This window comes from Helicobacter fennelliae (assembly GCF_900451005.1).
Lineage (GTDB): Bacteria > Campylobacterota > Campylobacteria > Campylobacterales > Helicobacteraceae > Helicobacter_B > Helicobacter_B fennelliae.
Map to the genome: position 1 here is coordinate 1,929,196 of NZ_UGIB01000001.1, position 21,945 is coordinate 1,951,140.

Here is a 21,945-nt window from a genome sequence, read left to right on the forward strand (position 1 = left end):
CCTCTGAATACTCTGTTAGTATCTCTTTAAGTGTTTATTGTTCTACCACAATTATACGAAATATTGCCACCATATAAATTAAGCAAATTTTCAGTTGGGGGGGGGCATAATGACTATAAAAAGGAGTAGTTTATGCCTCAAGAATCTAAAGTTAAAGATTTTATTATCCAATATCTCAATGCTCATACGCGATACACCTTTAATGATATAGAGCTTAGAGATTTTATAGCTTTTGAATGTGTGCTTGATGTAACACTTAACCATACACTTAAAATTATAGTAAATGAAAGCAAAAACAACAAAACAAATACAAGCATTTTACCACTGAGTGAATATCAAAATATGGTGCAGAACAAATTTGATGCGGAATATATAAATCCACAGCATTTACAAGCTCTTTTTAAAAAAATTAATGATAGTGATTGGAATCAATGGGGAGATATACTTTATGACTTACCGCAAAGTTTTACTTATAAAAAGAGATGTAATTCTTGCGATGGTAGAGGCCACATAACTTGTATAAAATGTGAAAATGGCTACAAGGAATGCTCCTCTTGCTCTGGCACAGGAAGAGTAAAAAAGATAGAAAATAAAAAAGATAGAAAGTTATCATATTATATAGATTGCGATAGATGTCGTGGCACTGGAATAGTGAAATGCTCTACCTGTGAAGGTAAAGGCACAGTTGCTTGCTTTAAATGCAAAGCTTCAGGCATTCTTTCAACTATTGCAACTACAACTTTTAGATATAAAAGACAAACTCATTATGATATAACTCCACAAGGCAATTATCCATTTAATCCAATGGAAGTTATTAATAATTTATCACTTGAGAATCTTGATGAATATGGCACAACCTTACGTGATACAATAGAGAAAAAACAGCAACATATAATAGAAAAATATCATATAGCAATTCCTATGTATGAGTGTAAAATAAATCTTGATTCTAAAAGTTTCACTTGGCGACTTTATGGTAAAGATTTACAAGTAGCAAGTAATGATAATATTATAATGACTATACTTGATTCTGATATACAAGCTCTCAAAAATATAGCCAAATCTTCATATGAACCGTTTTTACTTCTACATACAAGAAAGGTTATAAAACCTTTATACAATCTCCTATTAATAAAACTTTATTTAAACAAATACCACCAGATATATTTCAAAATATGGAGCAGCAGTCTCAAAAAATAGAGAAACATATCCAAACATTAGGGCAAACACCTAAAATAACATACAAACTAGAATCTGCAAAAGCAAAATTAAAAGATTTTCAAGATTCTTTTGATAAGACACTTCAAAATGTCGGGGCAACCAAAGAATACATCAGAGAAGTATTTGGATATTTTCATTCAATAGAGGCAAAATATCTAAATATTTCTTGCGTGTTGTGGTTTCTTTTGAGTTTAGTTTTTGTAATCCCATTATATTTTGGTTTGATAAGGGAGTGGGTTTTTCCGAATGGTTAAGTCTAGATCAAAGTTTAGCTATATGGTTTAAAGATTTTCAATTAAAACTTTTAAAAAGCCCAATAAGCACATTGTTAATAATAAATATTCTTTATACAATATGCCTAATTATAATAGTGTTTATAAGTATATTATATAGGTGGATTACTCTAAGTATTTGTTGGGTAATTGGGTTTGGAAGGCAAAAGTCAATGGTAAATATATAATAATATCCTTTATAATTGGCAGTATTTGTATTTGGGTTTTTGGATTTTTATTGAGTCAATTTAATAGATAAATAATGAAGCAAAGTAGCTTTATTTCGCTTCGCTTTATCACCCTATTTTTGCCTTCACTTCATCGCTCTAATTCTTGCTATCTCATCGCGTAGCCTCGCCGCCTCTTCAAATTCTAGCTCCTTAGCGGCTTTGAGCATACGCACCTTAAGTTCTTTCACGATAGAATCTCGCTCTGCTTTTGGAATCTTTTTGCCCTTCTCATAGATTCTGCCTTGCGCACTAGATTCTAGCTTTAGCTCCTCCTCTACATTGCGCTGCACGGACTTTGGCGTGATGTTATGCGCTTTGTTAAACGCCTCTTGCTTGCTCCTGCGGTAGTCTGTGATCTCAAATGCCCTACTCATCGAGCCTGTAATCTTTTGCGCATAGAGGATTACCTTGCCATTGAGATTGCGCGCCGCACGCCCCATTGTTTGGATTAGGCTTGTCTCACTGCGCAAAAAGCCCTCCTTGTCCGCATCCATTATTGCTATGAGGCTGACTTCCGGCAGATCGAGCCCCTCACGCAAGAGATTTATCCCCACAAGCACATCAAATTCGCCAAGCCTCAATGCGCGTATGAGGTGGTTACGTTCAATGGCGTCAATATCACTATGCATATAGCGGATTTTAATGCCTAGCTCAGTGTAGTATTTGCTGAGCTCCTCAGCCATTTTTTTAGTCAACGTAGTTATCAGCACGCGCTCGTTTTTCTCCACACGCGCTTTTATCTCATCGATGAGATCAAGCACTTGGTTGTTTGAATCGCGCACCTCGTAGGTGGGATCAAGTAGCCCTGTAGGGCGGATAATCTGCTCTGCTGTGTGATTTGCGCTTAGCTCTAGCTCCAAAGTCGCGGGCGTAGCGGAGACAAAGAGATAATGCGGGGCTTTTTTGATAAACTCATCAAAGCGTAGCGGGCGGTTATCAAGCGCGCTAGGCAGGCGGAAGCCATACTCTACCAGTACTTCTTTTCTGCTGCGATCGCCTGCATACATTCCGCCAAACTGCGGCAGGCTCACATGCGATTCATCGACAATTATCAAATACGGCTTGCCCTTTTGCTCAAAGTAATCAAGCAGGCTATAAGGCGTCTCGCCGGGCTTTTTGCCTGTGAGGTGGCGCGCGTAGTTCTCAATCCCCTTGCAGATTCCAGATTCTGCTATCATCTCTAGATCAAACTCTGTGCGTCCTTTGAGGCGCTGATACTCCACTTGCGCATCTTTGGCTTCAAACTCCGCGAGACGCTGGGCAAGCTCAGATTCTATACTTGTAATCGCACTCTTTAGGCGCTCAGCACCTACGATAAATTGATTTGCCGCATAGAGCACATAGGAATTCAGGCTTTTTACCTTCACGCGCTCGATAGAATCATAGAGCGCGATTTGCTCGATCTCATTGCCAAAAAACTCAATACGCACAAATTCGCTCTCATTATACGCGGGGAAAATATCCACCACTTCGCCATGAACGCGGAAGTTGCCACGCTCAAAGACGCTGTCATTACGCGTGTAGCCCATATCTACAAGCTTGAGTAAAAACTCCTTTTGCGCGCGCAGCTCACCCACCTCAATCTTTTCTATCACCTGCAGATACTCGCTTGGATTGCCAAGCCCGTAGTTTGCGCTCACACTCGCCACGACGATAACATCATCATACGCGAGCAAGGAAGTTGTCGCAGAGAGGCGCAGGCGCTCTAACTCTTCATTGATACTAGAATCTTTTTCGATAAACAAATCTCGGCGCGGGATATAAGCCTCTGGCTGGTAGTAATCAAAGTGTGAGATAAAATACTCGACATGATTATTTGGAAAAAATCCCTTAAACTCGCTGTAAAGCTGCGCGGCAAGGGTTTTGTTGTGTGTCATTATGAGGGTTGGGATATTGAGCTTTGCGATGATATTTGCCATTGAGAAGGTCTTGCCGCTGCCTGTGACGCCAATAAGCGTGCAGTAGCGTGCGCCATTTGTAATAGAATCTGTGATTGCGCTGATTGCTTGAGGCTGATCGCCCGCTGGCTTGTAGGGGGAATTTAAAACAAATTGTGCCATTTTGATTCCTCGTAGCGAAATTTTAGCTACAATTATATAAAAATAATTCACACAAAAATAAAGCAAAAGATAAAGGATTTGTATAATGTCTTTGATTCAAGATCTAGAAGAAAAGCTTGATTCTATCCTCCAAAACTACCATAAACAAGCCCAAGAAATAGAATCTCTCAAGCTCCAAATCACCTCATTACAAGCTAGCTCCAAGCAAAAAGATTTGCAAATCTCTGCATTGTATGAAGAGCTCGCAAATAAAGACAAAGCCCTTGAATCGTTCTATAATAAAATCTCTCACGCCCTAGAAAAACAAAATCTAGAAACGCAAAATTAATGAGATAAAAAAATGAAAAATAAAATTAGAATTTGCGTAGCACAGCAACCCCTTGATCTCACGCTTGATGGCTTTAATCCGCAAGCACTCAATCAGATTTATGAATTTTTTGGGGGTAAAAATATCACTATAAACGATCTTGTGCGCGCATATCTACACTGCGTGCAAGAAAAAAGTGAGCTTGAATCAAAGCTCCAAGATATGATTGAAAAAATCCCTAAAATCCCAAGTGTAAGCTAATGTTAGGTTGATGTTAGTGTTAATATTAAGCTAATGTTTTTTTATTGCATCGCGGCATTAGGGCTACACTCTCCACTTTTGACTTATCAATCCCCGCTTTTACTTCAAAAAGGACAATGTGTCAGAATCCAAATCAAAAACAAACATCACAAAGGCGTAGTTTTGCGCCAAGTCAATAAGCCGGATTTTGTATGCAAAACACTTGAAGTTGAGCATTTTTACTTTAATCGTCGTCAGCAGATTCTAGCGGATTTTATCGCGTATTATTATCATTGCAGCTATGCAGAATCTTATAATCTTTTTGAGCCATTTATGCAGTTTGTATGGCATTGTAACCAAAATCTAAATCCAAAACCACGCAAGAAGCAGAATCCACAGAATCCACAAAGCCAAAAGATGCAGAATCTAAATCTCCCAAATCTCGCGCCCAAGCTAGATTCTGCTTTGGATTCTGCCCTTATAGATTCTGCTTTGGATTTTAATTCAGAATCTACTTTAGATTCTGCTTACAAATCCATCTCTATGGATTCTACTTTTTGGCACACCAAACTTCCAAACTTTGAGACTATACGCTTTTTTACTGACATTCCGCTAAGCTCAAATCGCACAATAGCTACCCTCAAGCCCCTATCTCAAGCACAACTTGCCGCCTCAAATTTCATAGAATCTAAACATGTGAGTTTGCTTTTTGGCGATACAGGAAGTGGAAAAACAGAGATTTATTTTTATCACATCGCCAAAGCCCTAAGCCAAAACAAAAGCGCGCTTTTTTTGATGCCAGAGATTGCTTTGACGCCACAGATTCTCGCGCGACTAGAATCTAGTTTTGGCGATTGCGTGGGGGTTTGGCATAGCAAACTCACAAAAGCCCAAAAACAAAACATCATCAACAACATCTACACCCAACGCATCAAAATTATCGCTGGCGCGCGATCTGCGCTTTTTTTGCCATTGGCAAATTTAGGAGTTATTATCGTTGATGAAGAGCATGATGAAGCTTACAAATCACTTCAAAATCCTCGATATAATGCAAGGGATTTGTGTCTTTTTCTCGCGCAAAAAGCGCACATAAAGGTCATTTTAGGCTCAGCGACCCCAAGCCTATCAAGCTATGTGCTCGCAAAAAACAATAAATATTTGTATCGATTGAAGGGGAGATTTTTTGATTCTGCAAAAGATTTTATCCTTGAGCAACACAAATGCGAGCTTTCACCAAATCTTTTGCAACATCTACACCAAACCCTAGAATCCAAAAAACAAGCCATTTTCTTTCTGCCTACTCGAGCGCATTTTAAGTCTCTTTTGTGTTTGCAGTGCGGGTATGGATTCCAATGCCCATTTTGTAGTGTCAATATGAGCTTGCACCTTAGCCAAAATGCGCTTGTTTGTCATTATTGCGCTTATACACAAGCCATTCCAAATCAATGTCTACAATGCAACAACCACGATCTCTCAACCAACCGCATAGGCACTGCTCAAATCGCTGATGAATTGAAGGTGCATTTTCCGCATGCAAATATCGCTGTATTTGACAAAGATCACGCAAGCACGCATAAAAAACTCAAAGAGATTTTGCATAATTTCAATACGCACAAAATCGATATTCTTGTCGGCACACAAATGTTAAGCAAAGGGCATGATTATCACAATGTCGCGCTAGCAGTGGTTATGGGGATTGATTATGTGCTTAATGGCGGGGATTTTAAAAGCTTTGAGCGAGGCATTGCTCTTTTGCATCAAATCGCAGGCAGAAGTGGGAGAAAAGAGAGAGGCAAAGTGTTTATACAAAGTTTGCAGACAGATTGGATTAGGCTATTTTTGGGCGATTATGAGGAGTTTTTGAAATGGGAATTCACTCACCGATCGCACGCTTACCCGCCATTCAAAAGGCTTGCTATGATTCATTTTTCACACACCAATAAAGCTCAAGCCAAAGCAAATATGCTTCAGATTCTGCCTTTTTTGGAGCGCAACAAAGAAATAACAATTATTGGCTATGGGCAAAACGCCATTGAAAAAATAGCCAATAAATGGCGGTTTCATATCCTGCTTAGCGCGCCAAAAACAAAGCAGATTCTAAGTGCTATCCAGAATCTTGATGTTGATATTGATATTGATGCGCTTGATACATTGTAATGCGATGACTAGAATCTAGATTCTGCTTTACATAGAATCTAAATTCTATTTTTATAGATTTCAAATTTTAGCTTTTTGGTAAATTTTGCGGATTGCTTCGGCTTACTTAATTAGCGACACACGAAAAGTAGCGACTCACTCGTTCGCCTTGCAAAACCCCAAAATTTATCCAAAAATCTAGAATTTTTTACACGCTCTTTTTATTTCCATAGAATCTAGATTCAAAAAGTGGATTTTATGGATTGCCACGCAAAATTTGAAAATTTTGCTCACAATGACGGAGCAGGTTTGTCATTGTAAGGACGATAGGACGAAGCAATCCAGTCAAAATGGATTGCCACAGCCCTAAAGGGCTTCGCAATGACGACAAAAACGATAGAATCCAGATTCTATGCAAACACAAAAAGAGCGTAAAGAAATCCTCTATTTTTAGGCAGATTTAGTCAGGGTTGTATAGAAATTTTTAGGCAAGCAAAAACACAAAAAAGTGTAACATTAAGCGTTCATTGTAGGTTTGCAGGCTAAAAATTTCAAACTCCCTGAAATGTGGCTTCTCAAGCAAAGCGTTCGGGCAAAGCTCTAGAGTTGTATAGCAAAAAAGAGAGGATTTAGATTCTATGAAAGTAGATTCTAGAATAGATTCTACGATTCTTAATTTTATTGCTATAATTCACCACACATATTTTTAAGGGAACTATGATGGATAATTTTCAAAAAAATATGGAGAGTCTGCGCTTTGTCGATCCGATTCTCTATCTTGCTCTCAAATCCTACACGCCAAACCAAAAATACGAAGTGTTTATGAGTAATGATCCTACAAATTATAATATCATCGACAAGGAGCGCAACGCACCTTTGTATCTGACAAAGTCTATTGATGAGATTATGGAAAAAAATGAAGCTTTGCTTGGCTATTCGTATTATCCATTTTTGTATTTGTATGGGCTTGGAAATGGCGTGCTTTTGCGATTATTGTTCAATTCTCAAAGACAGCGCATTGTCGTATTTGAACCAGAGATTGAGATTATTTTTATCGTGCTTAATCTTCTTGATTTTTCTGTCGAGATACAAAAGCGCAAACTTGTGATTTTTTATACCAAACAAATCGGATATATGAGTATTGATGGATTGTTTGATGCGCATAAATATTCAAGAATCTTTGTCAAAACCTATGATCTTATCATGACAAACAATTACTACGAACATTATCATGATGATATTTTGCGGATTAATGGCTATTTTATGAAAGCCATAGAGCAAGTTGTTGTGAGCGTTGGCAATGACGCAAAAGATTCTGTGATTGGGATTTTTAATCATATCCAAAATCTTCCAAAAGCCCTGCATTCTCCAACTCTAACAGAATTTATAAACAAGCTCAAAAATCGCGATACAGCTATTATCGTCTCAACAGGTCCAAGCCTTTATAAGCAACTGCCGCTACTGAAAGAGATCGCCCCTTATGCGACATTATTTTGCATCGATGCGAGCTTTCCTATTCTTTATAAGCACAAGATTAAGCCTGATGTGGTGCTAAGTTTAGAACGCGTTGAAACTACTGCTAGATTCTATTATGATACGCCGACAAAAGCTCAAGAAGGCGTTATATTTGCAATCACTTCGATCGCGCACAAACGTCTTATAGAATCTATCAAAAAAGGAACCATTCAATTTAGCTTCCGCCCTTTTGGCTATACAAGCCTTTTTGGATTCCATGATTATGGGTATATAGGCGTTGGTATGAGTGCGGCAAATATGGCGTATGAGCTTGTCGTGCATTCAGACTTCAAGCGATGTATTTTGATCGGGCAGGATTTGGCATTTGGGGAAGATGGCTCATCACACGCCAAAGGTGCGCTATATGGCGAAAATGAAATCACACCAAAAGAAGATAAGCTTTTTGTTACTAAATACGGCGGAGAAGGCGAAGTAGAGACGACAAAAGTATGGAAGCTTTTTTTGAATTTTTTTGAAAAAGACATTGCCAAAACGCACGATGGCATAGAAATCATCAATGCTACTGAAGGAGGTGCGAGAATCACAGGCGCAAAAGAAATGCCATTTAGCGAGGCTATCAAGCTTATCGACACTTCACATACAAAAAAAGACATCATTCTAAATCCACCAAGCCCCAAACAAATCCAAAAAAACCTCCAAAAAGCTACAAAAAAATGTCTTGACATCATAAAATACGGCACCACACAACAAAAAAGAATCGAAAAATTATTTCTAGATCTCACCAAAGAGCTTGAAAAGCTCGAAGAACTCAACGCACAAAATAAGCTTGATAAAATCAATTTCAAAAAGCTTGATAACTTAAGCAATCGGATCGATGCGATCAAAAAACTCTTTAGTGATAAAAGATTTACAAATTATTTTTTAGATGCGATACAATCATATATTTTTCATCAAGAATTAGACATTGCAAAAGTTTTGGTCGCTTATACTGCTGATGATGAGCAGCTCAAAGCCAAACAAGTGCAATGGCTGTATTATCATAAATATTGGCTTTTTTCGCTAGCTGGTGGTATAGATTGTGTGATTGAAACAATCAAACAAGCAATGCAAGAATGGGAAAAATCTAAAAAATAAACCAAGTCAAAATTAAGAATTAGGCGCAAATACAAATATTTTTTGTATAATTCATCAAAAATTTAAGGTTTTATAAGGTTTTGTGATGATTGAATGGATGCAAAGACATAAAAAATGGCTTGTTATTACAATTTGGGTAAGTGCGATTGCCTTTATTGCAGCTGGAATGGTAGGCTGGGGACAATATGATTACTCACTCGGGCAAGATTCTGTCGCAAAAGTCGGAAAAATACATATCTCCAAAACAGAATTTGCGCAATCTTACAGCAATGCTTTTGAAGAGCAATATCAGCAATCAAATGGACGTTTTGACGAAGAGCAAGCCAAAGCCATAGGGCTTAAACAAGAAGTGCTTAATGGATTGATTTTAAACGCCCTTCTTAGAAATTATGCCATTGATTTGGGGCTTCGAGTGAGTGATGAAGAAGTCGCACATGAGATTAGAAGTGGTGATAGATTCCGCTTTTTGCAAGATGAAAATCACAACTTCAGTCGCCAAAAATATGACTCATTTTTGCAAAATATAGGCTATAAAACTTCTGATTTTGAGGAAATGATAAAAAACGAATTGCTGACAAAAAAAATCTTACAACTCCTTATCCCACAAATCACAGCCACACCGCTTGAAAAAGATACATTTAGTGCTATTTTTGGAATCCAAGATAATATCGAACTTGATGTGATCTCTTCAGATTCTATACAAATCAATACACCAGAGGATAAACTCAAAGCTTTTTGGGAAGAAAAAAAGCAAAATTACAAAACCCCTGTGATCTACAAAGTAGAAGCCCTCATCACAAAAACTGCCGATCAACAATATAGCCAAGAAGAACTCCAAAGCTATTATGAAGCAAACAAATCCCATTATCTTGATACCCAAGCTCAAATCCAACCTCTAGATCAGATCAAACAACAAGTCATCTCAGATCTGCAGCACAAAAAAGCTTCCGATCAAGCATTGAGAGATTTTAAAGAGCTCAAAAAAGATATAGCAAAAAATACTCAAGAGCTCTCTATCTCTCAAGATTCTACCCAATACACCCAAGAAATCCTAGAAGCATTACAAAGCGCAGTCGCAGGCTCAATGCTTAAAAAACCAATGCCACTTCATAATGACTTCATCTCGCTTAAACTCATCTCAAAGCAAGAAGCAACAATCAAAGATTTTCAAGAAGTCAAGCAAGAAATCACACAAGAATTTATCGCTAAAGAGCGCCAAACACAGCTCAATCAGCTCGCACAATCTCGTCTTAGCACTTTCAAAGGCAAGCCAATCTCAAATGTTGCAATCATCAATCCAACTTCTTTTGGAAATTTTGATCCCTACACTTCCCAAATGTTGCTTGAAGCAATATTTACTAGCACAAAAAATGTAAATTATGTTATAATAGGCGACAAAGCATTTTTATTTAGGATCGTTTCTCAATCCATAGTTCCATTTACACAAGAGATTTATCTTAGGAGCATAGGGCAGATAAAAAGCAGTTCTTTTGCAAAACTTGTTTTTGATTATTTACAAAAACGTTATGAGGTCAAAAAATATATTTAGATTTTGCAAGAAGTGAGAATCTAACAAAAGTCAATTCGATAGGAGGAATACTTGACACAAACGATTTTGGGCATTGATATAGGTTCAAGTAAAATATGCTCTGTAATTGCTAATGTCAGAGATGGGGTGCCACATATCATCGGTATGGGCAAACAACGATCTCAAGGCGTCAAAAAAGGCTTAATAGTCAATATCGATCTTGCAAGCAGAGCAATAAAAGCTGCCATAGACGATGCCAAAAGAACAGCCGGGGTAGAATCTATCACAAAAGCGATTGTATCTGTCTCTGGAGCATACACAAAAAGCCTCAATAGCTCTGGGGTATATAATATCATCGAGAATGAAATCGGTATCAAAGAGATTGGCAAAGCCATAGAAAATGCAGTATATAACGCTTCTATTCCTCAAGAATTTGATGTGATCCATGTTTTACCTTACAAATTTAAGCTTGATGATCAAGATTGTATCGAAGACCCAATGGGAATGACAGGCAGAAGGCTTGAAGTATTTGTCCATATCGTTACAGCACAGCATTCAAGCCTAGAGAATCTACGCAAAACAATCCATCTTGCTGGCATTGAGATCGAAAATATCGTTCTTTCATCGTATGCAGCGTCTATATCTGTTTTGAGCGATGATGAAAAAGAATTAGGTGTCGCTTGCATTGATATTGGCGGAAGCACTTGCGAGCTTATGATCCACGATGGTAACGCTATGCGTTATAATAGCTTTTTGGGCGTAGGCTCTCACCACATCACAAACGACTTAGCAATGGCTTTAAATACCAAAATTCCTGCTGCCGAAGAAGTTAAAATAAATTATGGCAATCTCAATGTCAATCAACCAAGCGAACAGCGGATAGAAGTGCCTTCTGTGGGCGTAGATGACGGCACGCATTTTGTTATGCTCAATGTCGCTCAAGATGTGATTAGATTACGCGTGATTGAGACTTTAAGCATTTTGGCTAAATATTTAGAGCAAAGCGGGCTAAAGGATAGATTAGGTGCAGGCATTGTCCTTACAGGCGGAATGATGAATATGGAAGGAATCAGAGAATTAGCAAAAGCGTTATTTTTGCAAATGCCAACTCGAGTCTCAAAGCCCGTAGAAATGCCCGGGCTTTTTGATGAGCTTAGAGATCCATCTTATGCAGCAGTGCTTGGATTAGTATGGTATGGAGCTGGCAAATATACAAATTATGAGCGAGATTCAAACAAACATATACGATACAAAGAAGCAAAAAATCTCAATGAAATACCGCGAGATTTTCAGAATCTCAATAGAGATTTTAAAAACATTATGGATACAGACTTATCAAATCTCAAAGAAGATCTCTCAAAAAACAAACAAAATACTACTATAATAGCCGATCAAAAAAACAAAGGCTCTCTCTTTGCAAAAACAGGCAAGGCTATTAAAGATTTTGCAGATAAGATATTTTAGGAAAGGAAAATACAATGGCACAAGATGTAAATATTGAAATACAAGAGGTAAAAACCACAAAAGGGGCAAAAATAGCAGTTGTTGGTGTAGGCGGTGGAGGATCAAATATGGTTGCCTATCTTTCTTCAAAAGGTATTCATCAAGATGTTACACTCATTGCTACAAATACAGATATTCAGCATCTTGGCTCTTCTCCTGCACAAATCAAAATCCCCTTGGGTGAAAAAACGACAAATGGATTGGGTGCGGGTATGAATCCTGAAGTCGGCAGAAAAGCTGCACAAGAAAGCGTAGAAGAGATTAGACGCGCTCTAGGCGGGGCAGATATTGTTATCGTTTCAGCAGGACTTGGAGGCGGGACAGGAACAGGGGCTGCGCCTGTGATCGCAGAAACTGCCAAAGAAATGGGTGCTCTGACTATATCTATTGCCACAAAGCCATTTAAATTCGAAGGCTCAAAGCGCACAAAACTTGCTGAAAGCGGATTAGAAGAGCTTAAAAAAGCTAGTGATTCAATTATTGTTATTCCAAATGAAAAACTTTTATCAATTAGCAGTAAAACTGCTGGAATCAAAGATTGTTTTGCGCAAGTTGATGATGTATTATGCCGAGCTGTAAATGGTATCTCTGGCGTTATACTCAATCATGGCTCAACAGATATAAATGTAGATTTTGCTGACCTCAAAAAAATCATCGATTACAAAGGCTTGGCACTCATGGGGACAGGAGAGGCAAGCGGAGAAAATGCAGCCATAGATGCTATTCGTATGGCGATAGAGTCTCCATTATTTGATAATCTCTCTATCAATGGCGCAATGGGCGTTGTTATTAATTTTGAATTACACCCAAATTATCCATTGATACAAATCACTGAGGCAATGACTCTTGTTAGCGATGCAGCTGATGATAACGCAGAAATTATTTGGGGAACGCAAACAAATGCCGATAGACCTGAAGATTCTGTGAAAGTTACAATTATTGCAACCGGCTTTGAAAAAGACATTATAGAAAATAACAAATCCCACGCCCAACAAGAAAAAGCACAAAAAGAAGCTCCTAGCACACTTTTTACAGACGCAAACTTTGAGTCTTTTCGCCGTGTCAGCGGATCAGATGATTTATTTGAAATCGACCTAGAAAAGCCAAGTTATCTAAGACATAAAAAAGACTAATCTTTTTGAGAATCTGATTTGTGAAACTTTCTCACTCAAGAAAGTAGAGAGGCAGTATGCAAGAGCTTATCCGTAATTTTTCTATTATCGCCCATATCGATCATGGCAAATCAACCCTTGCTGATAGGCTTATCCAAGAGTGTGGAGCTGTAAGCGAGCGAGAGATGACAAGCCAAATTATGGATACAATGGATATTGAAAAAGAACGTGGCATAACAATCAAAGCACAATCTGTCCGACTCACCTACCCATACAACAACAAAACCTATATTCTTAATCTCATCGATACGCCCGGACATGTGGATTTTAGCTATGAAGTTTCTCGCTCACTTGGCTCTTGCGAGGGTGCATTGCTTGTGGTTGATGCAAGTCAGGGTGTCGAAGCGCAAACCATTGCAAATGTCTATATTGCTATTGATAATAATCTTGAGATTCTGCCTGTGATAAACAAAATCGATTTGCCTGCAGCTGATCCACTCAAAGTCGCTGATGAGATAGAGCAAACCATTGGTATAGATTGCTCAAATGTGCTTTGTGTGAGCGCAAAAAGTGGCATAGGCATAAAAGAACTCATAGAATCCATAATCCAAAAAATACCCCCTCCAAATGGCGATGAAAACGCGCCGACAAAAGCTCTTATTTATGACTCTTGGTTTGATAATTATTTAGGTGCTCTAGCACTTGTGCGCCTCAAAGAAGGAAAGCTTATAAAAGGGAAAAAAATCCGTGTGATGAGCACTCAAAAAACATACGAGGTGCTCGGACTCTACTATCCAAACCCAATCCAAAAAATCCCAACACACACAATACAATGCGGAGAAATTGGCATTGTGTCTTTGGGACTCAAATCCCTTACAGATCTTGCTGTGGGCGATACGATCACTGATGGTGAAAATCCTACCAAATGTCCGATAGAGGGCTTTATGCCTGCCAAACCTTTTGTCTTTGCTGGAATCTACCCGATAGAGACTGATAAATTTGAAGAATTACGCGATGCGCTTAATAAACTCCGACTCAATGATTCTGCACTAAGCTTCGAGCCTGAGACATCGATTGCACTTGGGTTTGGATTCCGCGTTGGGTTTTTGGGACTTTTGCATATGGAGGTTGTCAAAGAGCGATTAGAGCGAGAATTTGGGCTAAATCTCATCGCCACTGCACCCACCGTGATTTATGAGGTGTATTGCACTGATGGCACAATGCTTTTGGTGCAGAATCCAAGCCAGCTTCCTGAAGTCCAAAAAATAGCCTTAATCAAAGAGCCTTATGTCCGCGCGCACATCATCACCCCAAGCGAATATTTAGGCAATATCATCACACTTTTAAACAACAAACGCGGCGTCCAAGAAAAGCTTGACTACATCACAGAAAGTCGCGTGATGCTTGAGTATGCGCTGCCTAGCAATGAGATTGTTATGGATTTTTATGACAAGCTTAAATCCTGCACAAAAGGCTATGCAAGCTTTGATTATGAGCCAATCGAATACAGAGAGGGTGATTTAGTCAAGCTTGATATACGAGTAGCAGGAGAGATTGTCGATGCATTATCTATTATTGTTGATAGAAGCAAAAGCTATGAAAAGGGACGAGCACTTGTAGAATCTATGAAAGATCTTATTCCAAGACAGCTCTTTGAAGTGGCGATCCAAGCGAGTATCGGGACAAAAATCATCGCTCGAGAAACCATAAAATCCATGGGCAAAAATGTTACAGCAAAATGCTATGGTGGCGACATCACGCGCAAAAGAAAATTATTAGAAAAACAAAAAGAAGGCAAAAAGCGAATGAAAGCCATAGGCAAAGTAGAACTTCCACAAGAAGCTTTTCTTGCCGTGCTTAAGATTGATTGATAAGCTCTTTTTTAGAGTTTTTGAGATAGACTCATTTTTATATTTTAAAAGGAATAAAATGATAAAAGCTTTTCTTAGAAAAATATTGCCACATAAAATATGGCAAAAAATAGCTACTTTCAAGAATCTGTATATCACAAAATTTTCTACAAAATCTTACGCTCAAGAAGGTGAAGATCTCATTTTATCTGAAATCTTTGCATCACACACAAAAGGATTTTATGTTGATATTGGCGCACACCACCCTTTTCGCTTTTCAAATACATATCTTTTTTACAAAAAAGGTTGGCGTGGGATTAATGTCGATGCAATGCCCGGAAGTATGAAACTTTTTAATACATTTAGATCGCGAGATATAAATATCGAATGTGGCATAGCCAAAAAACTTCACAAAAATACGCTTGGGGGGGGGGCAATGACATATTATAGTTTTAGCGAGCCTGCACTCAATACCTTTAGCTCGACTTTAGCAAAAGCCTATCAACAAAACTCCACACTTTTAGACACAATACAAATCCAAGTGCAATCATTAGAGCAGATTTTAGATTCTGCCCTACCGAAAAATACACATATAGATTTTTTGAGTATTGATGTAGAAGGGCTTGATAGGGAAGTTTTAGAATCAAATAATTGGGATAAATACCAACCAAAAGTAATCCTTATAGAAAGTCCTGAAAAAAGCTTAGAATCTTTAGTGCAAAATCCTATTTATCAATTTTTAAAAGCATTGGATTATGAATTATATGCAAAATCTATGCGAACGCTTATTTTTAAAAAATCCATAAACACCACATCAGATAGATTAAAGGTATCATAATGGCGGCGCGCACACCACACACCACACACCACACACCACACACCACACACCACACACCACACACCACACACCACACACCACACACCACACACCACACACCACACACCACACACCACACACCACACACCACACACCACACACCACACACCACACACCACACACCACACACCACACACCACACACCACACACCACACACCACACACCACACACCACACACCACACACCACACACCACACACCACAGCCATTAGCCTCTAAATCTCTAGCACCGATTCTGCTTTTTGCTTATAATCGCCCTATCCATACCAAACAAACACTCCAAGCCCTTATACAAAACCCCCTTGCTAAAGAGAGTCATCTCATCATCTATTCTGACGCGCCCAAAACCTCCAATCACAAAGAGCAAGTCCAGCAAGTCAGACGCTATCTCTACGATATACAAGCACAAAACACAGCCAAATCCCTCTTTCTTGATATAACAATTATTGAACGTCCTTACAACTTTGGCTTAGCAGATTCTATCATTGATGGCGTAAGTCAAGTTATGCGCGATTTTGGCAAGGCTATTATTTTAGAAGATGATATTGTCGTATCGCCTGTGTTTTTGGATTATATGAATGCATCGCTAGAACGATACAGCGACAATCCTAAAGTATGGAGCATTTCTGCTTGGGGATTTCCGATAGATTCTAGTGGGCTTGGAGATTGTTATTTTTGGCGTTGTCCGCATTGCTGGGGCTGGGCTAGCTGGAGTGATAGGTGGCAATATTTCAAACGCGATATTCAATGGGTTTTTGATAACTTCAATGCTCACGACATTGCCTATATTAATTTTGATGGTGTTGGAAATTATTGGAATGATTTTCTTCTCAATGCGCAAGGCAAAATCAAAAGCTGGGCTATTTTTAACTATCTCATTGCTTACAAACACAATGCCCTTACACTCACTCCAAACATTTCGTATGTCAAGCAAATAGGATTTGATGGCAGTGGGGTGCATTGTGGCGAAGAAGGCAATGTCTTTAATACGCCATATATCAATACAAAATTTCCAATCAGCTATCCTGATAAAATTATAGAATCCACCCTAGCACTTGAAAGAGTCCAAGATTTTACAAAACATCTCAAAAAGCCATTCCACATACGAGTAAAAAACAAGCTCTTTAGAAGCTTAAAAGCCCTAACGGGGGGGGGGCAAGCAAACCTAGAATCTAGCCTAGAAAATCTAGCATTTGCCCTCAATCCAAAGCCAACCCCACAATCTCACTATTTTCAAACACACCACTTTACTCAACCTTGCAATAACCCACCCCTAACCCACTCTCACCACATCTATCTCAAGGTAGCCTCATGAGCTACACTTGCAAAAACTCAATCTTACTCTTATCATTTAATCGCCTCGATACACTTCAGCGCACATTAGAGCAAATCGCCAAACATAAGCCCGCTAGAATCTATCTTGCCAATGATGGCGCAAGAGCAAATCACAGAGATTCTCATGACGTTCTAGAATCTGAAAAAATCTCAACAATACGAGCATATCTTATCCAAACCATATCCACGCAATGGAGCTGGGATTGTGAGATACATACACGATTTCTAGATACAAATCTAGGTTGCAAAAAGGCTGTAAGCTCTGCTATCTCGTGGTTTTTTGAAAACGAAGAGCAAGGGATTATCTTAGAAGATGATTGCCTGCCAAATGAGAGTTTTTTTCGGTTTTGCGATGAGCTTTTGGAGCGATACAAATATCAAGACAATATCTTTATGATTAGTGGCTTTAGCGGGCTTGACTTCGCACCTAAAGCCAAACAATCCATACAAAGTGATTATTTTTTCTCAAAATACAATCATATCTGGGGCTGGGCTAGCTGGAGGCGCGCATGGGCAAAATACGAACTTGAATTTGACTTCAATGACGCACTCAAACTCCAAAACTTCACAAGCACGCAAGAGAGACGATATTGGCACAATATTTTTAAATCCTACACACAAGGTCAAATCAATACTTGGGATTATCCTTGGACTTTTAGCATTTGGAAGCACAATGGATTAAGCATTTACCCCAAATGCAATATGATCCAAAATATAGGCTTTAATCGCGAGGATTCAACCCACACCACAGGAGATTCTCGCTTTGCAAATATGACAGCTTATGAACTTAGCTTTCCGCTCATTCATCCACCGCAAATTACTCAAGATATTTATCTTGATAAGGTTGATTTTCACGTTCTTTTTGCGCCAAAACATATCATCGTGCGAGCAATCAAAAAAGCCATTCGGATTACAAAAAAACTTTTTGGAATCTAGAATCTCAAAAAGTAGATTCTTATAGATTGCCATCGACAAGTCGGCTCACAATGACAAAATAAGATTCTATAAACGCAAAAATAAGCAACAAAATCTAGATTCTTATTATCTAGATTCTTATTTGCTCCAATTAAACCCTCTATAAATCTTTAAAATCTCTTCCTCATTAAGCAATGCCGGATCCCTTGTGCCTATAATACCATCTGGATTTAGCTTTTTAAACTCTTTTAGACTTATCCGATGCTCTTTGTGTGAAAAATCTGTAATTTTTCTGTAATCCTTAATAAATGCAAAATGATAACAAGGCAATTCGGTTGCATAATGCTTTCGTAACATACTGCCATCTCTTGTAGATCCAAGAACTTCACAATAACAAAAATCCTTAGGGTCTGCTTCTGGATTTACTATCCACTCTTTGAAACTAAGATAAACATTTTTAATCAACCAACGATCGCCCGGTGTAAGCAAATATTTTGATGAAGAGCCATTTTCTACATACACTTTATTATTCTCAATACCAACATTAAGTCTGCTATATGATACTAACTCATAATCTTTCTTTGGTATATAAAAACTTTTATAAAGCTTTTTGGCATCATAGATCTGATCAACATCAATTTTGATAAGCCATTCACCTTTTGGAATTTTACTCAAGACAAAGTTATAATACTCATACAAATAATTCTCTTGGGATTTTGGACTTTTGATTTGCACTTCAAAGGGATATTTATATGGGATAAAGCTAGGATACTTAGCACAAAAATCTAAAATAATCTCCTCACTTCCGTCCGTGCAGTCATTATAGCCAATCACTCCGCGTTGGATTGCTGGCAGTATGGATTCTAAGCAAGCCTTAAGTGTGATAGCCTCATTTTTGACGCGCACAAAAGCCCAAGGATTAAGCGGGGATTTGGTATCTTTTGATTTGGAATCAAGCTCAAAAAAGCCTCTATGTGCCCCCCCGACAAGAATCTCACTATTGTGCTTATAATAAAAAGCATTGTCATAAGATTCTATTTTGTCTAATACATCTTTTGGAATTACATTATCAATCTCTACTAAAGGAATAATTTTGGGTTGTGCCATTGCTCTTCGGATTTTACGTCGCATTTTTTTGCTTGGCACACACACAAATAAGCTTTATGATATATTTACGCACTATAAGTAAATAATAATTTTGCATTCATTGTTCTTTTAATTAGATTTTATGGATTTACCCCTATCGATTCTCCACGATCTTACACCAACGCAAGATCTATAACTTCTTGAATTGTGCGGACACTTGTGATTTTGAGATCTTTTTTGACTTCATCAGGGATTTCTACCAAATCGCGTTCAAAATTTTTCACCGGAATAAGCACCTGCTTTACGCCAGCTTTATGCGCTGCGATAAGTTTTTCTTTTAGTCCGCCAATTGGCAAAACATCGCCACTTAAAGTAAGCTCGCCTGTCATTGCAATATCGCCTCGGATTGGTTTCTCACACAAAATAGATGCAATCACGCACGCCATAGCGATCCCAGCACTTGGTCCATCTTTTGGGGTCGCGCCCTCTGGCACATGAAGATGAATGTCATATTGATTATAAATTGATTTAGCGAAATCTATTTTTTTACTTTTTGTAGTTTGCTTTTTGGATTTTGAAAGCGCAAGCTCACCATTATCAAACAAAACCTTCACCACAGAATGCGCTATATGAGCGGATTCTTTCATCACATCACCTAGACTTCCTGTGAGTGTGAGCTGTCCTTTACCAAGAAGTTTTATCGCTTCGATTTTGAGCAAATCTCCACCCACGCTCGTCCAAGCAAGCCCATTGACAACGCCAATACGCGGCTTTTTTTGTGTCGGATCGATTTCAAAAACAATCTTATCCAAAAATTCCGGAATCATTTTTGGCGTGAGTTTGATTGGCTTAAATTTTGGATTCTCCAAAATCTGTGTCGTTACTTTTCGCATGATAGAAGCAAGCACCCTCCGAAGATTCCGCACGCCCGCCTCTCTTGTGTATTTTTCTATAAGCACTTTTATGCTTTCTTTGCTAAAGTCAAGCTCTTTTGTGCTTAAACCATGTTCTTTAAGCTCTTGAGGGATAAGGTATTTGAATGCGATTTGCTCTTTTTCTTGCGGTGTGTAGCTTGATACAGAGATAAATTCCATTCGATCTCGCAATGGTGCTGGAATGGTTGTGATGTCATTTGCTGTGGCGATAAAAATCACTTGCGAGAGATCGACACTAAAATTTGTATAATAATCTCTAAACGCAACATTTTGCTCCGGATCGAGAATCTCAAGTAGCACACTTGTAGGATCACCCCGCACGCCTCGCGATACTTTATCAATCTCATCAAGCACCATAACTGGATTCATCTCTTTTGCCTCAATCAGTCCTTGCACGATCCGACCTGGCATAGCACCGATATATGTCCTTCTATGCCCTCGTAATTCATTGACATCTTCTAATCCACCCAAAGCAATCCTCACAAGTGGTCGCCCAATGGCTTTTGCGATAGAATTTGCAAGGCTTGTTTTGCCAACGCCCGGCGGTCCATAAAAACACAATATTGTGCCTTTGCCACTTGCTTTTTCACTGCTTAGCTTTTTGTCGGTTTTGTCGTTTGAATTTCCAAAATCTAGATTCTCATTAGAGCTTTTAGAATCCTGTTTTTTAGAGGATTTTTGCTGCTGTGCGAGAAGCTCTCTGACTGCGAAATATTCTACGATTCGCTCTTTTGGCTTTTGCAAAGAATAATGATCTAAATCTAATTGTTTGCGGACATTTTTGATTGATAGCCTCTCTTTTGCATACTGCCCAAATGGAATCTCAAGCACCCATTCGACATAATTTTGTAAAATATTTGCATCGCCACTATCTTGATGCATTCGCGAAAGTCTTGTGATTTGCTTTTGGATTTCTTTATACGCATCTTCGTTCAAAAACCCCTTGATAGATTCTAGTTTGTTTTGGTATTGCTCAATCTCCTCATCACGTTGCTTATCTATGCCAAGCTCTTTTTGGATTTGTCGTAATTGCTCTTTGAGAAAATACTCGCGATTTGTCTGCTCCATTTTATTATGCACGCGCGATTTTATCTCTTTTTGGAGATTTTGGATTTGTATCTCTTCACTCACAAAATCTATAAGCATCATCAATCGCTCTTCTACATCATCGCTGGCAAAAAGCTTGTAGGACTGATCTTTTTTGAGGCGCAAAGTCGAAGCGATAAGATCGATCACGCGATTTGGCTCATTATTATCATCAATAGTTTTCAAAAGATCAGGCGGAAAAACCTGACTGATATTTGCTAATGCCTGCACCCTCTCGCGTAATACTTTCATCATCGCTTCGACTTTATCAAGATGATAATCTTTATACGCGATAACCTCAACCATCGCTTCTATCGGATTTTTGCTCTCGATAGAGAGAATCTTACCTTTTGTGATCCCTTGAAAAAGAAGCTTTACCCTTCCATCAGGCAGTGATACCTTACGCATAATCGTCCCAATCACCCCGACATCATAGAAATTATCTTCATTTGAGGATTCTGGATTATTTTTGGCACAGCATACAAAAATCAAATCATTTTGCTCTAATGCCTTATTTGCCGCTTTCATATTGTCTTCGTCATACAAAAAAATCGGTGCTATCGTAAAAGGATAAATAAAAGTCTCCTCCTCGATGATAACGGGAATAACCGCTGGAAAATTATTCAAACTTTGTGCTGGCAT

The 21,945-nt window shown here is 38.5% G+C and carries 16 protein-coding genes; 13 read left to right on the plus strand and 3 right to left on the minus strand.

Annotated features, from left to right (window positions below):
• Nucleotides 1-132: 132 nt before the first annotated feature.
• The gene (locus DY109_RS09560) at nucleotides 133-1,200 is read left to right on the plus strand and encodes a DnaJ-like cysteine-rich domain-containing protein (RefSeq protein WP_023948656.1); all 1,068 of its coding nucleotides are present in this window, start codon (nucleotides 133-135) and stop codon (nucleotides 1,198-1,200) included.
• A 606-nt stretch (nucleotides 1,201-1,806) separates the two neighbouring features.
• Here the strand turns inward: DY109_RS09560 and uvrB are convergent.
• On the minus strand, nucleotides 1,807-3,783 hold the full coding sequence (gene uvrB, locus DY109_RS09570) for an excinuclease ABC subunit UvrB (protein WP_023948658.1): 1,977 nt from the start codon (nucleotides 3,781-3,783) through the stop codon (nucleotides 1,807-1,809).
• Nucleotides 3,784-3,868: 85 nt separating this feature from the next.
• Here uvrB and DY109_RS09575 point away from each other — a divergent pair, with 85 nt between their 5' ends.
• The 12 genes from DY109_RS09575 (at nucleotide 3,869) to DY109_RS09630 (ending at nucleotide 18,217) form a co-directional block, all read left to right on the plus strand.
• Nucleotides 3,869-4,111 carry a hypothetical protein gene (locus DY109_RS09575; protein WP_023948659.1) on the plus strand — a complete coding sequence of 81 codons (243 nt, stop codon included), beginning with the start codon at nucleotides 3,869-3,871 and terminating at the stop codon, nucleotides 4,109-4,111.
• 12 nt (nucleotides 4,112-4,123) lie between these two features.
• Nucleotides 4,124-4,351 carry a hypothetical protein gene (locus DY109_RS09580; RefSeq protein ID WP_023948660.1) on the plus strand — a complete coding sequence of 76 codons (228 nt, stop codon included), beginning with the start codon at nucleotides 4,124-4,126 and terminating at the stop codon, nucleotides 4,349-4,351.
• A 33-nt stretch (nucleotides 4,352-4,384) separates the two neighbouring features.
• On the plus strand, nucleotides 4,385-6,487 hold the full coding sequence (gene priA, locus DY109_RS09585; protein ID WP_023948661.1) for a replication restart helicase PriA: 2,103 nt from the start codon (nucleotides 4,385-4,387) through the stop codon (nucleotides 6,485-6,487).
• Between the two features lie 699 nt (nucleotides 6,488-7,186).
• Nucleotides 7,187-9,076, plus strand: a complete 1,890-nt coding sequence (locus DY109_RS09590; protein WP_023948663.1) for a motility associated factor glycosyltransferase family protein — start codon at nucleotides 7,187-7,189, stop codon at nucleotides 9,074-9,076.
• Between the two features lie 85 nt (nucleotides 9,077-9,161).
• Nucleotides 9,162-10,625 (plus strand): peptidylprolyl isomerase, encoded by a 1,464-nt coding sequence (locus tag DY109_RS09595; protein ID WP_023948664.1) that lies wholly within the window; start codon nucleotides 9,162-9,164, stop codon nucleotides 10,623-10,625.
• 51 nt (nucleotides 10,626-10,676) lie between these two features.
• Nucleotides 10,677-12,068, plus strand: a complete 1,392-nt coding sequence (gene ftsA / locus DY109_RS09600; protein WP_023948665.1) for a cell division protein FtsA — start codon at nucleotides 10,677-10,679, stop codon at nucleotides 12,066-12,068.
• 14 nt (nucleotides 12,069-12,082) lie between these two features.
• Nucleotides 12,083-13,240, plus strand: a complete 1,158-nt coding sequence (gene ftsZ / locus DY109_RS09605) for a cell division protein FtsZ (RefSeq protein ID WP_023948666.1) — start codon at nucleotides 12,083-12,085, stop codon at nucleotides 13,238-13,240.
• Between the two features lie 56 nt (nucleotides 13,241-13,296).
• The gene (gene lepA, locus DY109_RS09610) at nucleotides 13,297-15,090 is read left to right on the plus strand and encodes a translation elongation factor 4 (protein WP_023948667.1); all 1,794 of its coding nucleotides are present in this window, start codon (nucleotides 13,297-13,299) and stop codon (nucleotides 15,088-15,090) included.
• Between the two features lie 58 nt (nucleotides 15,091-15,148).
• On the plus strand, nucleotides 15,149-15,907 hold the full coding sequence (locus tag DY109_RS09615) for an FkbM family methyltransferase (protein WP_115737853.1): 759 nt from the start codon (nucleotides 15,149-15,151) through the stop codon (nucleotides 15,905-15,907).
• Nucleotides 15,907-16,158, plus strand: coding sequence for a hypothetical protein (locus DY109_RS09620; RefSeq protein ID WP_115737854.1), 252 nt, complete (start codon nucleotides 15,907-15,909; stop codon nucleotides 16,156-16,158). Before DY109_RS09615 ends, DY109_RS09620 begins: the two co-directional genes overlap by 1 nt.
• Before the next feature lie 47 nt (nucleotides 16,159-16,205).
• Nucleotides 16,206-17,261 carry a hypothetical protein gene (locus tag DY109_RS09625; RefSeq protein ID WP_244916678.1) on the plus strand — a complete coding sequence of 352 codons (1,056 nt, stop codon included), beginning with the start codon at nucleotides 16,206-16,208 and terminating at the stop codon, nucleotides 17,259-17,261.
• Nucleotides 17,258-18,217 (plus strand): hypothetical protein, encoded by a 960-nt coding sequence (locus tag DY109_RS09630; protein WP_023948172.1) that lies wholly within the window; start codon nucleotides 17,258-17,260, stop codon nucleotides 18,215-18,217. The genes DY109_RS09625 and DY109_RS09630 overlap by 4 nt, the downstream gene beginning before the upstream one ends.
• Before the next feature lie 117 nt (nucleotides 18,218-18,334).
• Here the strand turns inward: DY109_RS09630 and DY109_RS09635 are convergent, their stop codons facing one another.
• Together DY109_RS09635 and lon are read right to left on the minus strand one after the other, a co-directional pair.
• Nucleotides 18,335-19,327: a hypothetical protein gene (locus tag DY109_RS09635; protein ID WP_081714901.1), complete on the minus strand. Its 993-nt coding sequence runs from the start codon at nucleotides 19,325-19,327 to the stop codon at nucleotides 18,335-18,337.
• Between the two features lie 128 nt (nucleotides 19,328-19,455).
• The gene (gene lon, locus DY109_RS09640) at nucleotides 19,456-21,945 is read right to left on the minus strand and encodes an endopeptidase La (protein WP_023948168.1); all 2,490 of its coding nucleotides are present in this window, start codon (nucleotides 21,943-21,945) and stop codon (nucleotides 19,456-19,458) included.